The 18,109-nt window shown below is 72.5% G+C and carries 14 protein-coding genes; 9 read left to right on the forward strand and 5 right to left on the reverse strand.

Annotated elements, in window-relative coordinates; translation table 11 throughout:
• Nucleotides 1–110 precede the first annotated feature (110 nt).
• The gene (locus ASE14_RS12505; RefSeq protein WP_056654935.1) at nucleotides 111–2,246 is read right to left on the reverse strand and encodes a S9 family peptidase; all 2,136 of its coding nucleotides are present in this window, start codon (nucleotides 2,244–2,246) and stop codon (nucleotides 111–113) included.
• 153 nt (nucleotides 2,247–2,399) lie between these two features.
• Here ASE14_RS12505 and efeU point away from each other — a divergent pair, with 153 nt between their 5' ends.
• The 3 genes from efeU to efeB are packed head-to-tail and all read left to right on the forward strand — an operon-like array spanning nucleotide 2,400 to nucleotide 5,905.
• Nucleotides 2,400–3,278: an iron uptake transporter permease EfeU gene (efeU, locus tag ASE14_RS12510; protein ID WP_056654937.1), complete on the forward strand. Its 879-nt coding sequence runs from the start codon at nucleotides 2,400–2,402 to the stop codon at nucleotides 3,276–3,278.
• A gap of 45 nt (nucleotides 3,279–3,323) precedes the next feature.
• The gene (gene efeO / locus ASE14_RS12515) at nucleotides 3,324–4,529 is read left to right on the forward strand and encodes an iron uptake system protein EfeO (protein ID WP_056654939.1); all 1,206 of its coding nucleotides are present in this window, start codon (nucleotides 3,324–3,326) and stop codon (nucleotides 4,527–4,529) included.
• The gene (gene efeB / locus ASE14_RS12520) at nucleotides 4,529–5,905 is read left to right on the forward strand and encodes an iron uptake transporter deferrochelatase/peroxidase subunit (protein WP_056654941.1); all 1,377 of its coding nucleotides are present in this window, start codon (nucleotides 4,529–4,531) and stop codon (nucleotides 5,903–5,905) included. The genes efeO and efeB overlap by 1 nt, the downstream gene beginning before the upstream one ends.
• Before the next feature lie 40 nt (nucleotides 5,906–5,945).
• Here efeB and ASE14_RS12525 read toward each other — a convergent pair whose 3' ends face one another.
• The 3 genes from ASE14_RS12525 to ASE14_RS12535 all read right to left on the reverse strand — a co-directional run bounded on the left by ASE14_RS12525 (nucleotide 5,946) and on the right by ASE14_RS12535 (nucleotide 8,449).
• Nucleotides 5,946–6,353, reverse strand: a complete 408-nt coding sequence (locus tag ASE14_RS12525) for a hypothetical protein (RefSeq protein WP_056654943.1) — start codon at nucleotides 6,351–6,353, stop codon at nucleotides 5,946–5,948.
• Nucleotides 6,350–6,829, reverse strand: coding sequence for a LysM domain-containing protein (locus ASE14_RS12530; protein ID WP_157372966.1), 480 nt, complete (start codon nucleotides 6,827–6,829; stop codon nucleotides 6,350–6,352). Before ASE14_RS12530 ends, ASE14_RS12525 begins: the two co-directional genes overlap by 4 nt.
• A 120-nt stretch (nucleotides 6,830–6,949) precedes the next feature.
• Entirely contained in the window at nucleotides 6,950–8,449 is a 1,500-nt protein-coding gene (locus ASE14_RS12535) for a PLP-dependent aminotransferase family protein (RefSeq protein ID WP_056654947.1), read from the reverse strand.
• 79 nt (nucleotides 8,450–8,528) lie between these two features.
• Between ASE14_RS12535 and ASE14_RS12540 the strand changes: the two genes are divergently transcribed.
• The 4 genes from ASE14_RS12540 to ASE14_RS12555 all read left to right on the forward strand — a co-directional run bounded on the left by ASE14_RS12540 (nucleotide 8,529) and on the right by ASE14_RS12555 (nucleotide 14,738).
• Nucleotides 8,529–9,221: a pyridoxamine 5'-phosphate oxidase family protein gene (locus ASE14_RS12540; protein WP_200953318.1), complete on the forward strand. Its 693-nt coding sequence runs from the start codon at nucleotides 8,529–8,531 to the stop codon at nucleotides 9,219–9,221.
• A gap of 325 nt (nucleotides 9,222–9,546) precedes the next feature.
• Nucleotides 9,547–9,726: a hypothetical protein gene (locus ASE14_RS12545; protein ID WP_056654948.1), complete on the forward strand. Its 180-nt coding sequence runs from the start codon at nucleotides 9,547–9,549 to the stop codon at nucleotides 9,724–9,726.
• Nucleotides 9,727–9,854: 128 nt separating this feature from the next.
• On the forward strand, nucleotides 9,855–12,866 hold the full coding sequence (locus tag ASE14_RS12550) for an AAA family ATPase (RefSeq protein ID WP_157372967.1): 3,012 nt from the start codon (nucleotides 9,855–9,857) through the stop codon (nucleotides 12,864–12,866).
• A 144-nt stretch (nucleotides 12,867–13,010) separates the two neighbouring features.
• Complete coding sequence (locus ASE14_RS12555; protein WP_157372968.1) at nucleotides 13,011–14,738, forward strand: threonine/serine exporter ThrE family protein; 1,728 nt, start codon at nucleotides 13,011–13,013, stop codon at nucleotides 14,736–14,738.
• Nucleotides 14,739–15,146: 408 nt separating this feature from the next.
• Here ASE14_RS12555 and ASE14_RS12565 read toward each other — a convergent pair whose 3' ends face one another.
• Nucleotides 15,147–16,082 (reverse strand): carbohydrate kinase family protein, encoded by a 936-nt coding sequence (locus tag ASE14_RS12565; protein ID WP_056654956.1) that lies wholly within the window; start codon nucleotides 16,080–16,082, stop codon nucleotides 15,147–15,149.
• 157 nt (nucleotides 16,083–16,239) lie between these two features.
• Between ASE14_RS12565 and ASE14_RS12570 the strand changes: the two genes are divergently transcribed.
• Complete coding sequence (locus tag ASE14_RS12570; RefSeq protein ID WP_056654958.1) at nucleotides 16,240–16,911, forward strand: TetR/AcrR family transcriptional regulator; 672 nt, start codon at nucleotides 16,240–16,242, stop codon at nucleotides 16,909–16,911.
• 82 nt (nucleotides 16,912–16,993) lie between these two features.
• A complete protein-coding gene (locus ASE14_RS12575) occupies nucleotides 16,994–17,959 on the forward strand; it encodes a DUF389 domain-containing protein (protein ID WP_056654960.1) in 966 nt (321 codons plus the stop codon).
• Nucleotides 17,960–18,109 lie beyond the last annotated feature (150 nt).

Below are 18,109 nucleotides of genomic sequence, written 5' to 3' on the forward strand. Positions count from 1 at the left end.
ATGTATCCCAGCCCGGGGTCGCGAGAACCCACGTTGTTCTGAGCGGCTCGTCATGCAGGGGCATCCTCTGTCCATGTGAGATCTGCCTCGTTTGAGAAGAGCGCGTTCGGTCACTCGCCGCTGGGGTGCGCCCCGGCCGCGTCGACGACCCACGCGTAGGCGAACGCGCGCTCGCGCCACGCCGCGTACCGGCCCGAGACGCCGCCGTGCCCGGCGGCCATCTCGATCTTCAGCAGCGGGTCGGCGCCGACGTCGCGCAGCTTCGCAACCCATTTCGCCGGCTCGACGTAGAGCACGCGGGTGTCGTTCAGCGACGTCACGGCGAGGATCGGCGGGTAGTGGTTGACGTGCACGTTCTCGATGGGGGAGTACGACTTCATGTAGGAGTAGACCTCGTCGTCGTCGAGCGGGTTGCCCCACTCGTCCCACTCGATGACCGTGAGCGGCAGCGACGGATCGAGGATCGAGGTCAGCGGGTCGACGAACGGCACCTCGGCGAGGAAGCCCGAGAAGTACTTCGGAGCGAGGTTCGCGACGGCCCCGATCAGGAGGCCGCCGGCGCTGCCGCCCTGCGCGACGAGTCGGTCGGGCGCCGTGATGTCCTCGTCGATGAGGTGTCGGGCGACCGCCGCGAAGTCGGTGAAGGTGTTGCGCTTCTCGAGCTTCTTGCCATGCTCGTACCAGAGCCGCCCCATCTCGCCGCCGCCGCGCACGTGCGCCACAGCGAAGACCATGCCGCGGTCGAGCAGCGACAGGCGCGGGATGCCGAAGCCGGGGTCGATCGAGTGCTCGTAGGAGCCGTAGCCGTAGAGCAGCGTCGGTGCGGGCGTGCCGAGGTCGACGAGGTCGTGCCGGTAGACGAGTGACACCGGGATGCGCGTGCCGTCGTCGGCCGTCGCCCACTCGCGGCGCTGGGAGTAGCGGGTCGCGTCGTAGTCGCCGAGCACGGCCTGGCGCTTGCGCAGCCGGCGCTCGCCGGTCGCGACGACGACGTCGTAGACGGTCGAGGGGGTGACGAAGCTCGTGTACCCGATGCGCAGCGTCGGCTGGGCCCAGTCGGGGTTGCCCGAAAGGCCCACCGAGAAGAGCGCCTCGTCGAAGGCGAGCTCGTGCAGGGTGTCGTCGGGCGTCGCCGAGGCGGGCAGGCCGGCGGCCGGCACCTTCGCGACGGCGACGCGCGGCAGCCCCTCGCGGCGGTACTCGACGGCGACGAAGTCGCGGAACGCATCGACGCCCTCGAGGCGCACGGCCGGGTCGTGCGGCAGCAGCACGCGACGGTCGCCCTGCGGGTCGGATGCCGCGACGCTCACGAGCTCGAAGTTCACGGCCTCGTCGTTGTGCACGATGAGCAGGCGGTCCGTGCCGCCGGCGACGACGTGCTCGACGTCGTACTCCACCCCGTCCTTGCGGGGCCAGACGACGGAGAACTCGCCGGTCGGATCGGCGGCGTCGAGCAGCCAGGTCTCGCTCGTGACGTTGGAGCCCGCCTCGATGACGAGGAACCTGCGGCTGCGGGTCACGCCGACGCCGAGCCAGAAGCGCTCGTCGGGCTCGGTGAAGACCGAGACGTCGTCGGATGCCGGGGTGCCGATCTCGTGCCGCCAGATGGTGTCGGGCCGCCACGACTCGTCGACGGTCGCGTAGAACACGTGGCGCCCGCTGGGGTCGAAGGTCGTGCCGCTCGAGGTGCCCTCGATGACGTCGGCGTACTCGCGGCCGGAGCCGTCGAGCGAACGCAGCCGGATCGTGTACCGCTCGTCGCCCTCGAGGTCGATCGCGTAGAGCAGGGTCGCTCCATCGGCGGTGACGTCGAAGCTGCCGAGCGAGTAGAAGTCGTGACCCTTCGCTTCGGCGTTGTCGTCGAGCAGCACCTGCTCGCCGGGCAAGGGGGCGCCCGAGTCATCCGTCACCGGGGGTTCCCAGTCGTCGGGGCCGGCGGCGGGCACCCGGCAGTGGATGCCGTACTCCCGGCCCTCGACCGTGCGGGTGTAGTACCACCAGTCGCCCTCGCGGGTGGGCACGCTGAGGTCGGTCTCCTTGGTGCGGGTGGTGATCTCCTCGAAGATCTGCTCCTGCAGGATCGCGAGGTGCTCGGTCCTCGCCTTCGTGTAGGCGTTCTCCTCGTGCAGGTGCGCGAGCACCTCGGGGTCGTCCTTGGCGCGTAGCCACTCGTAGTCGTCGACGACGACGTCGCCGTGGTGCACGCGTTCGATGGGTCGCTTGTCGGTCTTCGGCGGAGTCAGCACGTTCCCACGCTACGCCCCGTGACGGGCCGGTGTCGCCCGCCCTCGAAAACCGTGCGCAGCGTGGGAATCCGGCGTCGCGTCCAGGGTTCGCCCGATCGCGATACTTAGGTTAGCCTTAGCTCAATCCACTCCGTTCGTACCCGGGAGACGCGCGTGCTCGCCAACTACCTGATCGGCCTCCGCGAAGGCCTCGAAGCAGGGCTCATCGTCGGCATCCTCATCGCCTACCTCGGCAAGATCGATCGCCGCGACCTCTTCGGCCGCCTCTGGTTCGGCATCGGCATCGCGGTCGCCGTCTCGCTCGGCGTCGGTGCACTGCTCACCTGGGGCCCGTACGCGATGACCTTCCAGGCGCAGGAGGTGCTCGGCGGCGTGCTCTCCCTCGTCGCGGTCGCGCTCGTGACGTGGATGATCTTCTGGATGGGCACGCACGGCGCGGGCCTCTCGAAGGAGCTGCGCGGCCAGGTGGATGCCGCGGTCGACCGTTCGTGGTTCGCGATCGTGCTGCTCGGCGCGCTCGCCGTCGGCCGCGAGGGCATCGAGACCGCCCTCTTCGTCTGGGCCAACGTATCGGGCGGCAACGACCCCGTGCTCGGCACCACGGGCGCCCTGCTCGGCATCGTCACCGCGATCGTCATCTCGTGGGGCATCTCGCGCGGGCTCGTGCGCATCAACCTCTCGGTGTTCTTCACCTGGACCGGCCTCTTCCTCATCCTCGTCGCGGCCGGCGTGCTCGTGTACGGCATCGGCGACCTGCAGGAGGCGTCGGTCATCCCCGGTTGGGGCACCCACGCGTTCAGCCTCGTCGAGCTCGTGCCCCCCGGCAGCTGGTACGGCACGCTGCTCGGCGGCATCTTCAACTTCACGCCCGAGCCGACCTGGGCGCAGGTCGTCGCCTGGATCCTCTACGTCGTCATCACGACGACGCTCTACCTCGGCATGCTGCACCGGCGACGCCGTCCCGCGTCAGCGCCTGCGCCCGCTGCCGCTGCCGCTTCCGCGCCGGCCGTGACGCCCGCTGCGGCGAGCTGACCCGACCGGCACCACGTCTCACCCACCCCGACTCCAGGAGCATCCATGACCCGACGCGCCCTCGCGGCATCCGCCGCCGTGACCGCACTCGCGCTCGCCCTCACCGGCTGCGTCGCGAAATCCGACCTCGCCTCGGCGATCGCGGTCGACATCACCGACGACGGATGCGCCGTGGCCACCGCCACCGCACCCGCCGGCGCCGTGACGTTCACGCTCGCCAACACCGGCTCCGACGTCAACGAGTTCGAGATCCTCGCCGACGACCAGCTGCGCATCGTGGGCGAGAAGGAGAACGTCACCCCGGGTCAGACCGTCGACTTCACCGCGCAGCTCGAACCGGGCACCTACTACACGGCGTGCAAGTTCCAGCAGGTGGGCGCCCCGATCGGGCTGGCGGAGTTCAACGTCACGGGCGAGGCCTCCGAGGTCTCCGCCGACGACCAGGCGCTCACCGACCAGGCCGTCACCGAGTACCTCGGGTACGTGCGCTCGCAGTCGGCCGAGCTGCTGCCGCTCGTCGAGACGTTCGCCGCCGCGTACGCCGCCGGCGACGACGAGACCGCCCGCTCGCTCTTCGCCGCGACCCGCGTGCCCTACGAGCGCATCGAGCCCACGGCAGAGGCGTTCGGCGACCTCGACCCGAAGATCGACTTCCGCGAGGTCGACGCCGTCGCCGACGGCCTCGAGTGGACCGGCTTCCACCGCATCGAGAAGGACCTCTGGCCGCCGGCGGCCGGCGACCTGAACTCCGACGGTCAGGACGCGCTGAAGGACTGGGCGCCGTCGACCCCTGAGGAGCGCCAGGCGTATGCCGACGGCCTCGTCGCGGATGTCGCGGAGCTGCACGAGCTCGTGACCGCGAAGGACTTCACCGTCTCGCTCGCCGACATCTCGAACGGCGCGATCGCCCTCCTCGATGAGGTCGCAGCGGGCAAGATCACCGGTGAGGAGGACTGGTGGTCGGGCACCGACCTCTCCGACTTCGCCGCCAACGTGCAGGGCGCAGGCGTCGCGTTCGGCGCGGTCCGGGCGCTCGCCGAGTCGAAGGGCGACGAGGGCGCCGAGCTCGCGACCGAGATCGACGAGCAGTTCACCGCGCTCGAGGCGGCGCTCGCCGAGTACGGCTCGCTCGAGTCGGGCTTCGTCGACTACGCGACGCTGACCGACGCCGACACGAAGGCGCTCAGCGACCAGGTCAACGCACTCGCCGAGCCGCTCTCGCAGCTGACCGCAACGGTGCTCGGGGTCTGATGAGCGACGAAGCGCAGGGTGAGAAGCAGCCGACGCAGGAGGGCGCGTCTCGAACCCCGGCTCTCGCCGGCGAGGGTTTCGAGTCGCCTTCTCCGTCGGCTCCTCACCCCGCGAGTGGCGTGAGCCGCCGCGGTCTGTTCGGGCTGCTCGGCGCGGGCGCGGCCGGCGCGGTGGTCGGTGCTGCCGCCGGGGCCGGCGTCGCGGTCGCGGCGACCGGCGGTGCCGGGGCGGCGAGCCCCGCGGCATCCGTCTACCCGTTCTTCGGCGCGCACCAGGCCGGCATCGTCACCCCCGCGCAGGACCGCCTGCACTTCGCCGCCTTCGACGTCGTCGACACCCTCGACCGCGACGGGCTGATCGCGCTGCTGAGGGAGTGGACGGATGCCGCGGCTCGGCTGAGCCAGGGCCTCGAGGTCGCCGAGGGCGGGGCCGTCGGCGGCTCCGACTACGCGCCGCCGGTCGACACGGGCGAAGCGCTCGGCCTGCCCGCGAGCGGGCTCACGATCACCTTCGGGTTCGGTCCGGGTCTCTTCACCGACGCATCGGGGGCCGACCGGTTCGGCCTCGCGGCCCGGCGTCCGGCGATGCTCGAACCGCTGCCGCGGTTCCAGGGCGACGCGCTCGTGCCCGAGATCTCGGGCGGCGACCTCTGCATCCAGGCCTGCGCCGACGACCCGCAGGTCGCCGTGCACGCGATCCGCAACCTCAGCCGCATCGCGTTCGGGCGGGCGAGCCTGCGCTGGTCGCAGCTCGGCTTCGGCCGCACCTCGTCGACGTCGACGACGCAGGCGACCCCGCGCAACCTCTTCGGGTTCAAGGACGGCACCGCGAACGTCAAGGCCGAGGAGCAGGCCACCGTCGACGACCAGATCTGGGTGCACGCAGCCGACGAGCCCGCCTGGCTCGCGGGCGGTTCGTACCTCGTCGCCCGGCGCATCCGCATGATCATCGAGAACTGGGACCGCGTGCAGCTCGGCGAGCAGGAGATGCTCGTCGGTCGCTCGAAGGGCGAGGGGGCGCCGCTCTCCGGCGGCACCGAGTTCACCGAGCCCGACTTCGAGAAGACCGGCGCGACCGATGCGCCGCTCATCGACACCAACGCGCACGTGCGGCTCGCGCACCCCACGACGAACGGCGGAGCTCGTATGCTCCGCAGGGGATACAACTTCGTCGACGGCAACGACTCGCTCGGCCGGCTCGACGCCGGACTCTTCTTCCTGTCGTTCCAGCGCTCGCCGCAGCAGTTCATCGACGTGCAGACGAGTCTCGCGCGCGACGGACTGAACGAGTACCTGAAGCACGTCGGCTCGGCGATCTTCGCGGTGCCCGGCGGGGTCTCCGAGGGCGAGTTCGTGGGTCAGTCGCTCTTCGCCTGAGCACGCAGGGCGACCCGATGCAGGGCGCGCCGCGTAGGCCTCAGTCGTCGACCTTCACCAGCCAGCGCCCGCCGCCCTGGTCGACGAGCACCCCGTTGACCCGCGTGCCGTCGTCGAGTTCCGCCGTGAAGTCGATGGGCGCCAGGCCGCGCTCGGAGACGCCCATCCCGCCACTGAACGTCGGCGAGATGTAGCCGAGCTCCTCGAGGGCCTGCTCGCGCGCCCGCGTGTCCCAGATGCCCGAGAGCACCCAGGCCATGCCGCCGGCGGTGAGCGCCGAGACGATGAAGAGGACGTACCCGAGCTCGCGAATCGGCTTCGAGCGGCGCCGAGTGCCGACGATCGAGACCACGACGGCCACGACGAGCACCACCAGGGGGATCGCGACCGGCCACGGGTTCCAGGGGGTGATCGTGACGATCACGTCGACCGCGGCGGCCAGGGTCATCCGGTCTTGGTCCAGTCGAGGTTGATGACGTCGCCGATGTAGACGTTCTCGCCGAAGTCGTGCACCTGCGGATTCATGCGCAGCATCTGCTGCTGCGGCAGGTCGAAGCGCTGGGCGATGTCGAAGAAGCTGTCGCCCGAGACCACGACGTAGCTGATCGGCATGCCGGAGCCGTCGAGCGATGGGGTGCCGTTGGCGCCGTCGCGCGCGCCGAGGTCGACTGCGGGGCCGGGTTCGTAGACGGGCGCCGGCGCGTTCGGCACGGGCTCGGGGGCCGGCGCGGGGGCGGGCTCGACGGGCGGCGCGGCGGTCGGAGTCGGAGTCGGCTTGGGCTTCGGGGTGGCCGTGACGGTCGCGACGACCGTGACCGGTGGCGGGGTCGGGGCTGCGACGCATCCGCTCAGCAGCAGCGCGCCCGACATCGCGAGCACTCCCACGGCGACGGATGCCGCGATTCTGCCGACTGCTCGCCTCACCGGGCCTCCAACCGTGGGGTGGCACGCCACCCTCGGCGCGCCGGTCGGTTCACCCTATCTGCTGCGGCAGGTTCGCGACAGCGAGCCGAAGGTGACATTCGGGCCGGGAATCCGGCCCGTTCACGTCGTCGAGCCGGGCGGGTGGAGTGGGGAGGAGGGCCAGGGGCCGGCGAGGCCGTCGAGGATGGCGCTGCGAATGCGCGCGAGCCCCTCGACGAGCTGGGTGTCGCTCGGCGCCGCGTAGCCGAAGACGATGCCGGGCCGCTCGTCGCCGAGCACCGCGGAGTAGTCCGAGAGCGGTGCGACGGCGACACCCTCGCTCGCGAGCCGGGTCACGAGGGCAGCGGATGCCGCGGCATCCGGCAGCTCGACGACCGCGTGCAGCCCGCCGGCGAGTCCGGAGAGGGGAGCCCCCGGCAGGCCGTCGAGGTCAGCGAGCACGAGCCCGCGCCGATGGGCGTACTCGCGCCGCGAGACCGCGATGTGCCGCCGCACGGCGCCGCTCGCGAGCAGCTCGGCGATCGCGTGCTGCGCGACGCCGGGCACCGGGCAGGCCTCATCGTCGCGCGCCCCGGCGATCGCCGCGCGCAGTTCGCGGTTCGACGGCGGCAGCACGAGGTAGCCGAGCCGGATCCACGGCGTCAGCACCTTCGAGAAGCTGCCGACGAGCACGACCCTGCCGGCGTCGTCGAGGGAGGCCAGCGCGGGCAGGGGCGGCCCGAGGTGGCGGAACTCGCTGTCGTAGTCGTCCTCGATCACGAGCCCGCCCGTCTCCCGCGCCCAGGCGATGAGGTCGAGGCGGGTCGAGACGGGGAGGCGCCCGCCGAGGGGGTACTGGTGGCTCGGCGTGACCATGACGGCGTCGGGCCGGCCGGGCAGGCGCCGCAGGGCGCCGACGTCGAAGCCGTCGCGATCGACGGTGACGGGCGCCGTTCGGGCGCCCCGCCGCTCGAACAGGCGGCGCGCAGACGGGTAGCCGGGATGTTCGATCGCGATCAGCGGCGGCCGCCCGGCGAGGTGCGCGACGACGGATGCCACGAGCCCGAGCGCCTCGCTCGTGCCGGCGGTGACGACGATGTCGTCGGGCGAGCAGGCGAGTCCGCGCGCATGCCGCAGGTGATCGGCGATCTCGGCGCGCAGCCGCGGCACGCCGAACAGCGGCGGCGAATCCGCGGGCACCTCGAGCGCGGCGGCCTGCCGCCAGGCTGCTCGCCAGGCGCGGGTGTCGATGCGCGAGGTCGAGGGCCGGCCGGGCAGCAGGTTGATGCGCGGCTCCACAGGGCGCTCGGTCGTGGGTGCCGATGGCACCGGTGCCGTCGCCGGTGCCGTCGGCGCGGTCGCCGTGGCGCCCCCAGCCGGGTCGAGGAGCGGCTGGATCTCGGCGACGCGTGTCGCCGCACCCTGCCGGGTCTCGAGGTAGCCCTCGCCGGCGAGCTGGTCGTAGGCCGAGACGACGGCGCTCCGCGAGACGCCGAGCGCCTTCGCGAGGGCGCGGGTCGACGGCACGGGGTCGCCGGGGCGGAGGCTGCCGTCGAGCACGCCCTGCCGCAGCGCGGTCACGAGCTGGGCACCGATGGGCAGGCCGGAGGCGCGGTCGAGGGTGATGATCGGACCGTCCACGCGGCGCTCCTCACTGGACTGCTCGGAATTGCGAGAACTGGACTGTGAATGCGACCAGTGTACGGCCGAGACTCGAATCGTGACCACGATCGACCAGGCATCCCCAGCACCCGCGCCCCGACGCATCCGCCGCATGTCGGAGCGCCAGACGACCGACCGCGACGCGCTCTTCGAGCTCCTCGACACCGAACTCGTCGGCCACCTGGCCGTCGCCGCCGACGGCGTGCCGATCGTCGTGCCGATGGGCTACGCCCGCGACGGCGAGTACCTGCTCGTGCACGGCTCGACCGGCGGCGGGTTCGCTCTGCGCGCGGCATCCGAGGGCCGGACCGTGGCCTTCGCCGTGACCGCGCTCGACGGGCTCGTCTTCGCCCGTTCGCTCTTCGACAGCTCGATGAACTACCGCAGCGCCGTCGTCTACGGCGTGCTCGAGCCGGTTGAGGGCGAGGCGGCGGATGCCGCGCTGCTCGCGCTCTCGGAACGGCTCATGCCCGGCCGCCCCGCCGAGGTGCGCGCCATGACCCGCAAGGAGATCGCCGCCACCAGGGTGCTGCGACTCCGGCTGGACGACGTGGTCGTGAAGACGAGGGCGGCCGGGGCCTCGGAGGCGGAGGACGACGGCGAGGACCACTCCGTCTGGGCCGGCGTCGTGCCGCTCGTCCGCCGATGGGGCGCACCGGAGCCCTCAGTGCTGACCCCCGAAGGCACCCCGACACCGGACTCGGTGGTCGCACTGTCGACGTCGGCCGACGGCCCAGGCAGGCTGCTCTGAGGTTTCTTCGGTTTCCATCGGATTCCGCCGGTTCATGCAGAAGGGAGGTGCGCCATGTTCTCGATCCTGTTCCTCGCAGCGGTCGCGCTGATCGCCGTCGTGGCGGTCTCCGCCGCGGTCGTGCAGTTCGCCCGCGACGGCTACCGTCGCACGCCGACGATCGCACACTGATCACCGCCGCCTGCCGCCTCGTGCCTGCCGCCTCAGACGGATCTGAGGCGGCAGCCGCAGTGAAATAGGGCGATCGCCCGATGAGCCTCAGGTGCCTCAGAGCACACGCTGGAGGCATCCGGTCGCACGATCGGAGACACCCGGGGAGGGCAACATGCAGTTCTCTGCAGACTTCATCGCACTGCACGCGCACCAGAGCGACGTGCACCGTGCCGAGCGGGAGCTCGGGCTGCAGCGTGGCATCGACGAGGTCGGTTCCGACGACGCGGGGGCGTCGTCGGAACCGGTCCTTCGCCGCCGCCTGCACCGCGCGCCGCGCCTCGCCCTGCGGTGATCGCGACGGCGATCGCGGAGGCGACGGCGGCCACGACGGCGCCTGCGACCGTGTCGGCGATTCCGCCGAGCGCGATCACGGATGCCGCGGAGGCTGCCGCTGTCGGAGGGACGTGGCACGATGAGATCGTGACCACGTCAGCGGCGGCCATGGTCGGCCGTGACGCCGACCTCGCGAGGCTCGATGAGCACCTCGACGAGGTGCGCGCCGGCGCGCCGTTCACGGTCATCATCGGCGGCGAGGCGGGCATCGGCAAGACCCGGCTCGTGCGCGAGTTCCAGCGCTCGCTGCCGTCCGATGTGCGCCTGCTCGCCGGGCAGTGCGTCGACCTCGGCAGTGTCGCGGCGCCGTACGCGCCGGTGAAGGCGGCGCTGCGCACGCTCATCGCCGACATCGGGCCCGAGCGGGTGCTCGAGGCGGCCGGTCCCGGCCGAGCGGCGCTCGCGGCGCTCCTGCCCGAGCTCGCGGCATCCGACCCCGACGCCGCAGCCACCGCTGCAGCGGCTCCGGCGGGCATCGGCGCCGCAACCGGACAGTTGCACGAGGGCATCGCGGTGCTCCTCGAGACCGTCTCCCGCGAGCGGCCGGTCGTGTTCGTCATCGAAGACCTGCACTGGGTCGACGCTGCGACGCTCGCACTGCTGCGGTTCCTGCTGCGTGCGCTCGGGTCGAGCCGGGTGCTCACCGTGCTCACCTACCGCAGCGAAGACGTGACGCGCGGGCATCCGCTGCGCGCCTTCCTCTCCGAGGCCGAGCGCGACCGCTGGGTCGATCGCCGCGAGCTCTCGCGGCTCACCCGCGCGCAGGTGCGCAAGCTCACGAAGTCGCTCGTGGGCGAGCCGCCGACGGACGCGGTCATCGACACGGTGTTCCGGCGCAGCGACGGCGTGCCGTTCTTCATCGAAGAGCTCGTCGGGCTCGACGGCTGCCGCGACGAGGGCGAGCTGCCCGACACGCTGCGCGAGCTGCTCCTCGCGCGCTACGAGCGCCTCAGCGATTCGGCGCAGGCGCTGCTGCGCGTCGTGAGCGTCGGGGGAGTGCGCATCTCGCACGCGCTGCTCGAGGCCGTGTTCCCCGGCACGGCCGGCGACCTCGAACTCGCGGCCCGCGAGAGCGTGCTGGCCGGCGTGCTCACGATCGACGGCGACGACTACGCGTTCCGGCACGCTCTCGTGCGCGAGGCGATCCTCGCCGACCTGCTGCCCGGCGAACGGGCCCGATTCCACTCGCGGTACGCCGAGGCCTACGAGGCGGCGGCCACGACCGGCACCCGGCGCCTCGCGGCCGAGATCTCGTTCCACTGGCTCGGCGCGCACGATGCCGCGCGCGCCTTCCCCGCCACGATCCAGGCGATGCGCGAGGCCCGCTCCGCAGCCGCGTACGGCACCGCCGCGCAGCTCGGCGAACGAGCGATCGGCCTGTGGGACGTGGTTCCCGAGCCCGAGCACTCGGCGGGCATGACGAAGCTCGAGCTCATGGGGCGCACCGCCTCGCACCTCCGAAACGCCGGCGAGGGCGAGCGGAGCCTCGCCCTCGTCAAGGCCGCGCTCGCCGAGTGCCCCCGCGATGAGCCGCAGTACCCCCGATTCCTGCGCGACAAGGCGATGGACCTCGCCAGCGTGGGGCGGCCGGGGTCGATCCCGGTGCTCGAAGAAGCGCTCGAGGTGCTCGGCGATCGGCCGAGCGAACTCCGCATGACGGTGCTCATCGTGCTCGCCGGCCGGTTCATGATCGAAGGGCAGCTCGACGAAGCCGTCGACACGGCCGAGCGCGCGCTCGAGGTCGCGCTCGAGGTCGAATCGCCGCGTTACGCCTCGCTCGCCGCCAATGTGGCCGCCGTCAGCCGCGCGAGCCGCGGCGAGGTCGAGGCGGGCTTCGCCGGCCTCGAACGTGCGAAGGAACTCGCGCACGGCGACGGTGCGGCGATGCTGCGCTACTGGGTCAACGCCTCCGACCTGCACTTCCTGGTCGGCAACTACGCCGAAGCTGTGCGCCTCGCCGAACAGGGGCTCGAACAGGCACGGGCCCAGGGCGTCGAGCGCAGCTCCGGCCTCATCCTCGCCTCCAACGCGGTCGACCCGCTCTTCGCGCTCGGCGAGTGGGATCGTGCCGCGGCGCTCATCGAACGCGCACTCGCCCTCGACCCGCCAGGGCCGTTCGGGGTGTACCTGCAGCGGGCGCGCATCTGGTCGATCCTGTGGCTCGGCGACCCGGTGCGTGCGGCCGAGGAGTTCCGCAGGGTCCGCTCGACCATGACCGACATCATGGAGGTCGAGGAGCAGACCCGACTCAGCGTCAGTCGGGTCGCCGCCGAGGTCGCGCTCGCCGGAGGCGATGTCGCCGGCGCCTGGCGCGAGGCGAAGCGGGTGCTCGACGAGCGCGGGCTGCCGCTGCCCGGCTACGGCCTTCCGCTCGTCTGGGTCGCGGCTCGTGTCGTGGGCGCTGCCCGTTCCGGCGACGGTGCCGGCCGCGAGCGTGCCGGCGGCATTCCCGATGCCCTCGCCGCAGAGATCGGCGCGGCCGAACCGGCGCTCCGCGAGGTGCTCGCCGCCATGCACAACTGGCCGACGCAGGAGATCTGGGCGGCGTTCTTCGAGGCCGAACTCGCCGAGGCGCCCAGCGGCACCGCCGGGTCCGACGCCGAGGCCTGGCAGGCCGCCGCGAAGGCCGCGGCCGCGCCCACCGCACCCGGCTACCTCGCTCCCTACGCCCTCACCCGCCAGGGCGAGGCCGAGCTCGCACTCGGCGACCGGGCCGCAGCCAAGGTCACCCTGCAGAGCGCCTTCGACCTCGCACTCAGCGGCGGGGTCGGCGCGGTGCGCGATCGCGTCGAACAGGTCGCCGCGGCGGCCGGGCTCGCCCTCGACGGCGGCATGGGCTCGGGCCGCAGCAGGGCGGCGAGCGGCAGCGGCGCTCCGGGCATCGCGGGTGCCGGGGCATCCGACGATGTCATCGCCGAACTCACCGCCCGCGAGCGTCAGGTGCTCGAACTCATCGCCGAGGGGCTCAGCAACCGCCAGATCGGTGAACGGCTCTTCATCAGCGGCAAGACCGCGAGCGTGCACGTCTCGGCGATCCTGCGCAAGCTCGGCGCATCGACCCGCACCGAGGCGGCCTACCGCGCCGGAGTCCTCCGCTGACACAGCGGACGCAGGGTCGCATTGCGTGAGAGGCAACGCGTCGGGTGGGAGGTACCCGATACCCGTCCTCCGGCGTGCCTCGTTGCCTCCGATGTGCACCGCGGCATTTGAGCCGCATCGCGGGCCGAGACTACAGTGAGCGTCATGTCAGCCGGGGGGCGGGTGCGGATCGTCATCGCGGTCGGAGCGATCGCCGCCGCCGGCTGGTGCGGCATCGGATGTCTCATCACCTCGCCGACCGTGGCGTGGGCGGCGGTATCGGCCGAGGAGCCGCCGGCCTCGGACCAGCCCGTGGAGTCGCCGACCCCGACCCCGACGACGGAACCCGAGCCGGAGCCGACCGACGAGCCGGTGCCGACCGAGGAACCTGCCCCGACCACACCGCCCGCCACCGAGGCGCCCGCGACCGAGACGCCGCCCGCTCCGACGGAGACCCCGTCGGAGGCGCCCGTGCTCGAGCCCGTGCCGCCCGCGGTGCTCGACGACGACGAGTCGCCGTGGTCGTGGATCATCGCCGCGCTCGTGCTGCTCGCGAGCGCCGCCGTCCTCTTCGCGATCCGCCGGCCGGGAACGACTGACGAGACGACGGAGACCGGCCCGGTCACCGCGGGAGTGCTCACGCCCGGCGGCCTCCCGGCGGGAAACGCCCCGCCGCCCGCCGTCACGCTCGCCGCGATGGAAACGGCGGGCGAGGCGATGATCGACGCGGGATACTCCGTGACCACCGTGCACGCTGCGCTGCACGACATCGCCACGGTCAACGGGGCGCCGGCGACGGAGATCATCGTCTTCCCGACCGCCCTGATCGTGTCGTCTCGCGGTGTCGAGGAGCTCAGCACCGGCGCCGTCTCGAGCGGGCACAGCAAGCTGACGCTGTCCCAGATCGATGCGCTGAACCGCACGATCGAGGCGGCTCGCAGCGGTGCCATCGACCCGGCGACGACGAAGCGCCGCATCCGGAAGCTCCGCGGGCAGCCGCTGCCGTTCTCGCCGGTGCAGCGGGTCGTCGCGTACGCGCTGCTCTCCGCCGGGCTCTCGGTGCTGCTCGGCGCGTCGTGGACCGGTGCCGCGGTCGCCACCGTGCTCGGCCTGTTCGCGGGCACCGCCCAGCTCCTCTCCGCCCGCGCCTCGCGCGACTACCAGGCGCTCGTGACGGTGGCCATCGCGTTCGTCGTCTCGATCGCGGTGTTCCTGCTCATCAGGGTCGGGCTCGACCCGGGGGTGCTGCCGGCTCTGATCGCACCGCTCGTGACGCTGCTGCCCGGTTCGCTCCTCACGACCGGGGTCATCGAGCTCACGACGGGCCAGATGATGGCGGGCGGCGGCCGCCTCGCGGCCGGCACCATGCAGCTCGTGCTGCTCGCGGTCGGCATCATCGGGGCCGCCGCGCTCGTCGGGGTGCCGCGCATCGACTTCACGACGGCGTCCCAGCCGATCGGCCCGATCGCGCCCTGGATCGCCGTCGCCGTGTTCGGCGTGGGCATCGTCGTCTACAACTGCGGTCGCCGCGACTCGATCCTGTGGATCCTGCTCGTGCTCTACTCGGCGTACGGCGCGCAGGTCATCGGCGACGTCTTCTTCGGCGGCGTGCTCTCGGCGTTCGTCGGCGCCCTCGTGATGACGCCGGTCGCCGTGCTCGTGGCTCGGCAACGCACCGGCCCGCCCGCCGTCGTGAGCTTCCTCCCGGCGTTCTGGCTGCTCGTGCCCGGGGCGATCGGGCTCGTCGGCGTCGCCACACTGCTCGGCGGCGACCAGGCCGGGACCTCCACCCTCGTGACGACGGCCTCGACGATGGTCGCGATCGCGCTCGGAATCCTTGCCGGTTCGGCCATCACGGGCCGGTTGCGGTCGTCACCCGGCCCGCTCCTGTAGCGGATGCCTCGCAGCTCGTCTGTGTCCCATGATCGAGCCGTACGTCGTCCGCCGCGCCGACATCGCCGATGCGCCCGGGATCGCCAGCGTGCACTGGGACAGCCACACGAGCTCCGGTCGCGACTCCGACAGGCCCCGCGACCTCGAGCTCGAGGGCCTGTACGTGCTCGACGGTGGCAGGTGCTCGAGGTGCGATTCGTGCGCTGAGCCCTCAGCCAATCTCGGAGATCTGCACTGGATCGGACAACATCGAAACTGAACGCCCGAGTCGCTGCAGACCTCCGAAGTTGCGCCTGCGGTCGCTCAGCTCGCCCGCGCGGCATCCGTGACCGGAAACTCAACCACGCGGCCGTCGGCGGGCGAGCGGTAGACGCGGACATCGCAAGCGGGCGGTCTCTCGCAGCGGCATCAGCTCGGGTCGACCGCCTCGCGCCGCGGGATCCGCAGCAGCGCGCCCTCGTGGCGCACCGTGGCGGCGGCGACCGTCATCGCCTCGCCGAGCGCGGCGGCCCAGTCACCGGCGGTGCGCGGCACGCCGTGCACTGCGAGGTGGTGCACGACCGCAGAGAGCGTGGCGTCACCGGCGCCCATGGTGTCGACGACGGCGCCGGGCAGCTCGACGATCGCGGCGTGCACCTCGTGCTCGCCGTCGTACACGGTCGCGCCGTCGCGCCCGGCGGTCGCGAGCACTGCGGGGGCACCGTGCGCAGCGGCATCCGCCGGCGCAGTGCGCAGCCGTTCGACGAACTCCGACAGGGGAGCGCCGAGCAGCAGCTCGCCGTCCTCGTCGCCGACCTTCACCAGCAGTGAGCCGGCCGCCGCCCGCGTGAAGTTCGCGAGGAACGCCTCGCGATCGTGCAGCATGCCCGCGCGCGGGTTGCCGTCGATCGCGAGCCGGTCGCGGGGCCGTTCGATCGCCGCGAGCAGCTCAGCGGTCTGCTCGTCGTCGTCGAAGGGGAAGCAGCTGACGACGACGAGGTCGGCCTCGTCGATCGCCGCTCGTGTGGCGTCGTCGAAGCGGATGCGCCGCCGCTGCGCGGCCTCGTTGAACTCGTACCGCGGTTCGCCGTCGGTGCGGTCGGAGACGGCCCGCGAGGTGCCGAGCGCCGAGGGGCTCTCGACGAGGCGCACGCCGTAGTCCCGCAGGTAGGAGCGGATGCGCATGGCCGCCTCGTCGTCGCCGAGCATCGCGACGAGGGTCACGTGCTCGCCGAGGAGGGCGAGGCCGACCGCGACGTTGAGGGCGGCGCCTCCGACGAACTCGCGTGCGCCGCGCGGGTCGCGCAGCTCATCGATGAGCGCGTCGCCGATGACGGTCACGGTGCGGGGTGCTTCGGTCGACATCGGCGGATCCTCTCCGGCGCGCCGACGGGGCGCGGGACTCCAGCGTGCCACAGGGCGGCGCGCGCGGCACGTGCCGGCATCGGCGACGGCCGGGCCCAGCCGAGGCCGGGAGCGGGCCGGCCAGCGGGTACGGTGGTGAGGACCCACGAGGAGCACCATGAAACCCGGACCGAGGCGCAGCGTCAGCCAGGTCGACATCGTCGATGCGGCGTTCGAGATCCTCGAGCAGAAGGGCTTCGCCGCCGTCTCCGTGCGCGGGGTCGCCGCGGCGCTCGGCCTCACGCCCACGGCGATCTACACCTACTTCCCGTCCAAGAACGCGCTGCTGCGCGCGATGGTCGAGGAGCTCCTCTCCGACCTCGACCTCGACGCGGCAGCCGACCCGGCCGGCGCCTGGCGCGACCGGGTGCACGCGCTCGCCGCGGCCCTGCGCGCGCGGCTCGCCGAGCACACGGGCGCCATGGTGCTCGTCACGAGCGGCCCGCTCGACGGCCGGCACGCGATGAGCCTGAACGAGACGCTCGTCGCGGGGTTCCAGGGCGAGGGGATGTCGCTCGACGACGCCGCGCGCGCGGCCCACGCCGTGCGCGCCCACGTGCTCGGGGTCGCTGCCCTCGACGCCGCCGAGCGTGCCGTCGAGGCTGATACCGCCGCCCTCAGCACGGCAGGCGCGCTCTGGTCGGATGCCGCGAGCCACCCGCTCACCGAGGCGACCGCGCACCTCGTTGCAGCAGACGGCGCCGAACCCTCCGCGTTCGCGTGGGGGCTCGACCGCCTGCTCGACGGCCTCCTCGCCGGCGCAGCCGGCCGAACGCCCGCCACGGCCTGACGACGCTCCTCGCGCCACGGCCTGAGGCCCGCCCTCCGCGCGGCGCGACCGCCGCGCCATCCGATCGCGCCAGACTGGCACGGTGCTGCACGTGAGGATGATCGTTCCGCCGACGCTCCGCGCCGAGGTCGACGGGGTGCTCCGCTCGCCGGACGCGCCCGTCTCCAACCTGATCGCGCTACCCGGCGCCGGTCTCGACCCCGCGGGCGACGTGCTCCTCTGCGACGTCGACCGCGACGCCGCGAGCGGGCTGCTCGCCCAGCTGCACGCCGTCGGCCTCGACGAGCAGGGATCGATCGCGATCGAGTCGGTCGACCTCGCCCTCGGCCGCAAGCGCCGCCGCAGCGCCGCAGCCGTCTTCGGCAACGACGACGATGCGGTCGTGTGGGAGGAGGTCGAGGCGCGCACCGACGACGAGGTGCGGCTCTCGGCGACCTTCCTCGTGTTCATGACCGTCGCGACGCTCATCGCCGCGGTCGGCGTCGTGACCGACCAGCCGATCCTCATCGTCGGCGCGATGGTCGTCGGCCCGGACTTCGGGCCGCTCGCCGCGATCGCGGTCGGCATCGTGCGGCGGCGGCCTCGGGTCGTGTGGCGCTCGACGGCGACCCTGCTCATCGGCTACGCCGGCGCCATCGTCGTGACGATCGGCTTCGCGCTCCTGCAGCAGGCGATCGGCGTGTTCCCGGTGGATCCGCTCGAGGCGAACCATCCGCTCACCCGGTTCATCTGGGAGCCGAACGTGCTCAGCTGGGTCGTCGGCTTCCTCGCGGGCATCGCGGGCGTGCTCTCGCTCACCTCGGCGAAGTCGGGCGCGCTCATCGGCGTGCTCATCTCGGTGACGACGATTCCCGCGGCCGGGGCGATCGCGGTCGGCATTGCGGCGGGGGAGTGGGCGCAGGCCGGCAGTGCCGCCGTGCAGCTCGGCATCAACCTCGTCGCCATCATCACGGGCGGCGTGCTGACGCTCTCGGTGCAGCTCGCGGTGCAGCGGCGCGCATACCGGCGACGGGCGCAGCAGCTGTTCACGCCGTCGCCCCGCCGCTGAGGCGCGAGCGCGAGAGCTGGAACGGCCGACCCGAACGGATGCCGCGACCAGCGGTTCGAATCGGGCTTGACGCACGCCAACGGGGTCGGCTACGGTCGTGACCAATAGGGTAAGAATGGAGACCTCCTGTTGGAGGTTTTCGTCTGCCCT

Origin of the sequence: Agromyces sp. Root81 (genome assembly GCF_001429165.1) — a bacterium.
GTDB lineage: Bacteria > Actinomycetota > Actinomycetes > Actinomycetales > Microbacteriaceae > Agromyces.

Bases quoted from the DNA above. Each gene is read 5' to 3' on its own strand.
- efeO (WP_056654939.1), top strand. From the start codon at position 3,324: ATGACCCGACGCGCCCTCGCGGCATCCGCCGCCGTGACCGCACTCGCG.
- efeB (WP_056654941.1), top strand. From the start codon at position 4,529: ATGAGCGACGAAGCGCAGGGTGAGAAGCAGCCGACGCAGGAGGGCGCG.
- ASE14_RS12525 (WP_056654943.1), bottom strand. From the start codon at position 6,353: ATGACCCTGGCCGCCGCGGTCGACGTGATCGTCACGATCACCCCCTGG.
- ASE14_RS12545 (WP_056654948.1), top strand. From the start codon at position 9,547: ATGCAGTTCTCTGCAGACTTCATCGCACTGCACGCGCACCAGAGCGAC.
- ASE14_RS12555 (WP_157372968.1), top strand. From the start codon at position 13,011: ATGTCAGCCGGGGGGCGGGTGCGGATCGTCATCGCGGTCGGAGCGATC.
- ASE14_RS12565 (WP_056654956.1), bottom strand. From the start codon at position 16,082: ATGTCGACCGAAGCACCCCGCACCGTGACCGTCATCGGCGACGCGCTC.
- ASE14_RS12570 (WP_056654958.1), top strand. From the start codon at position 16,240: ATGAAACCCGGACCGAGGCGCAGCGTCAGCCAGGTCGACATCGTCGAT.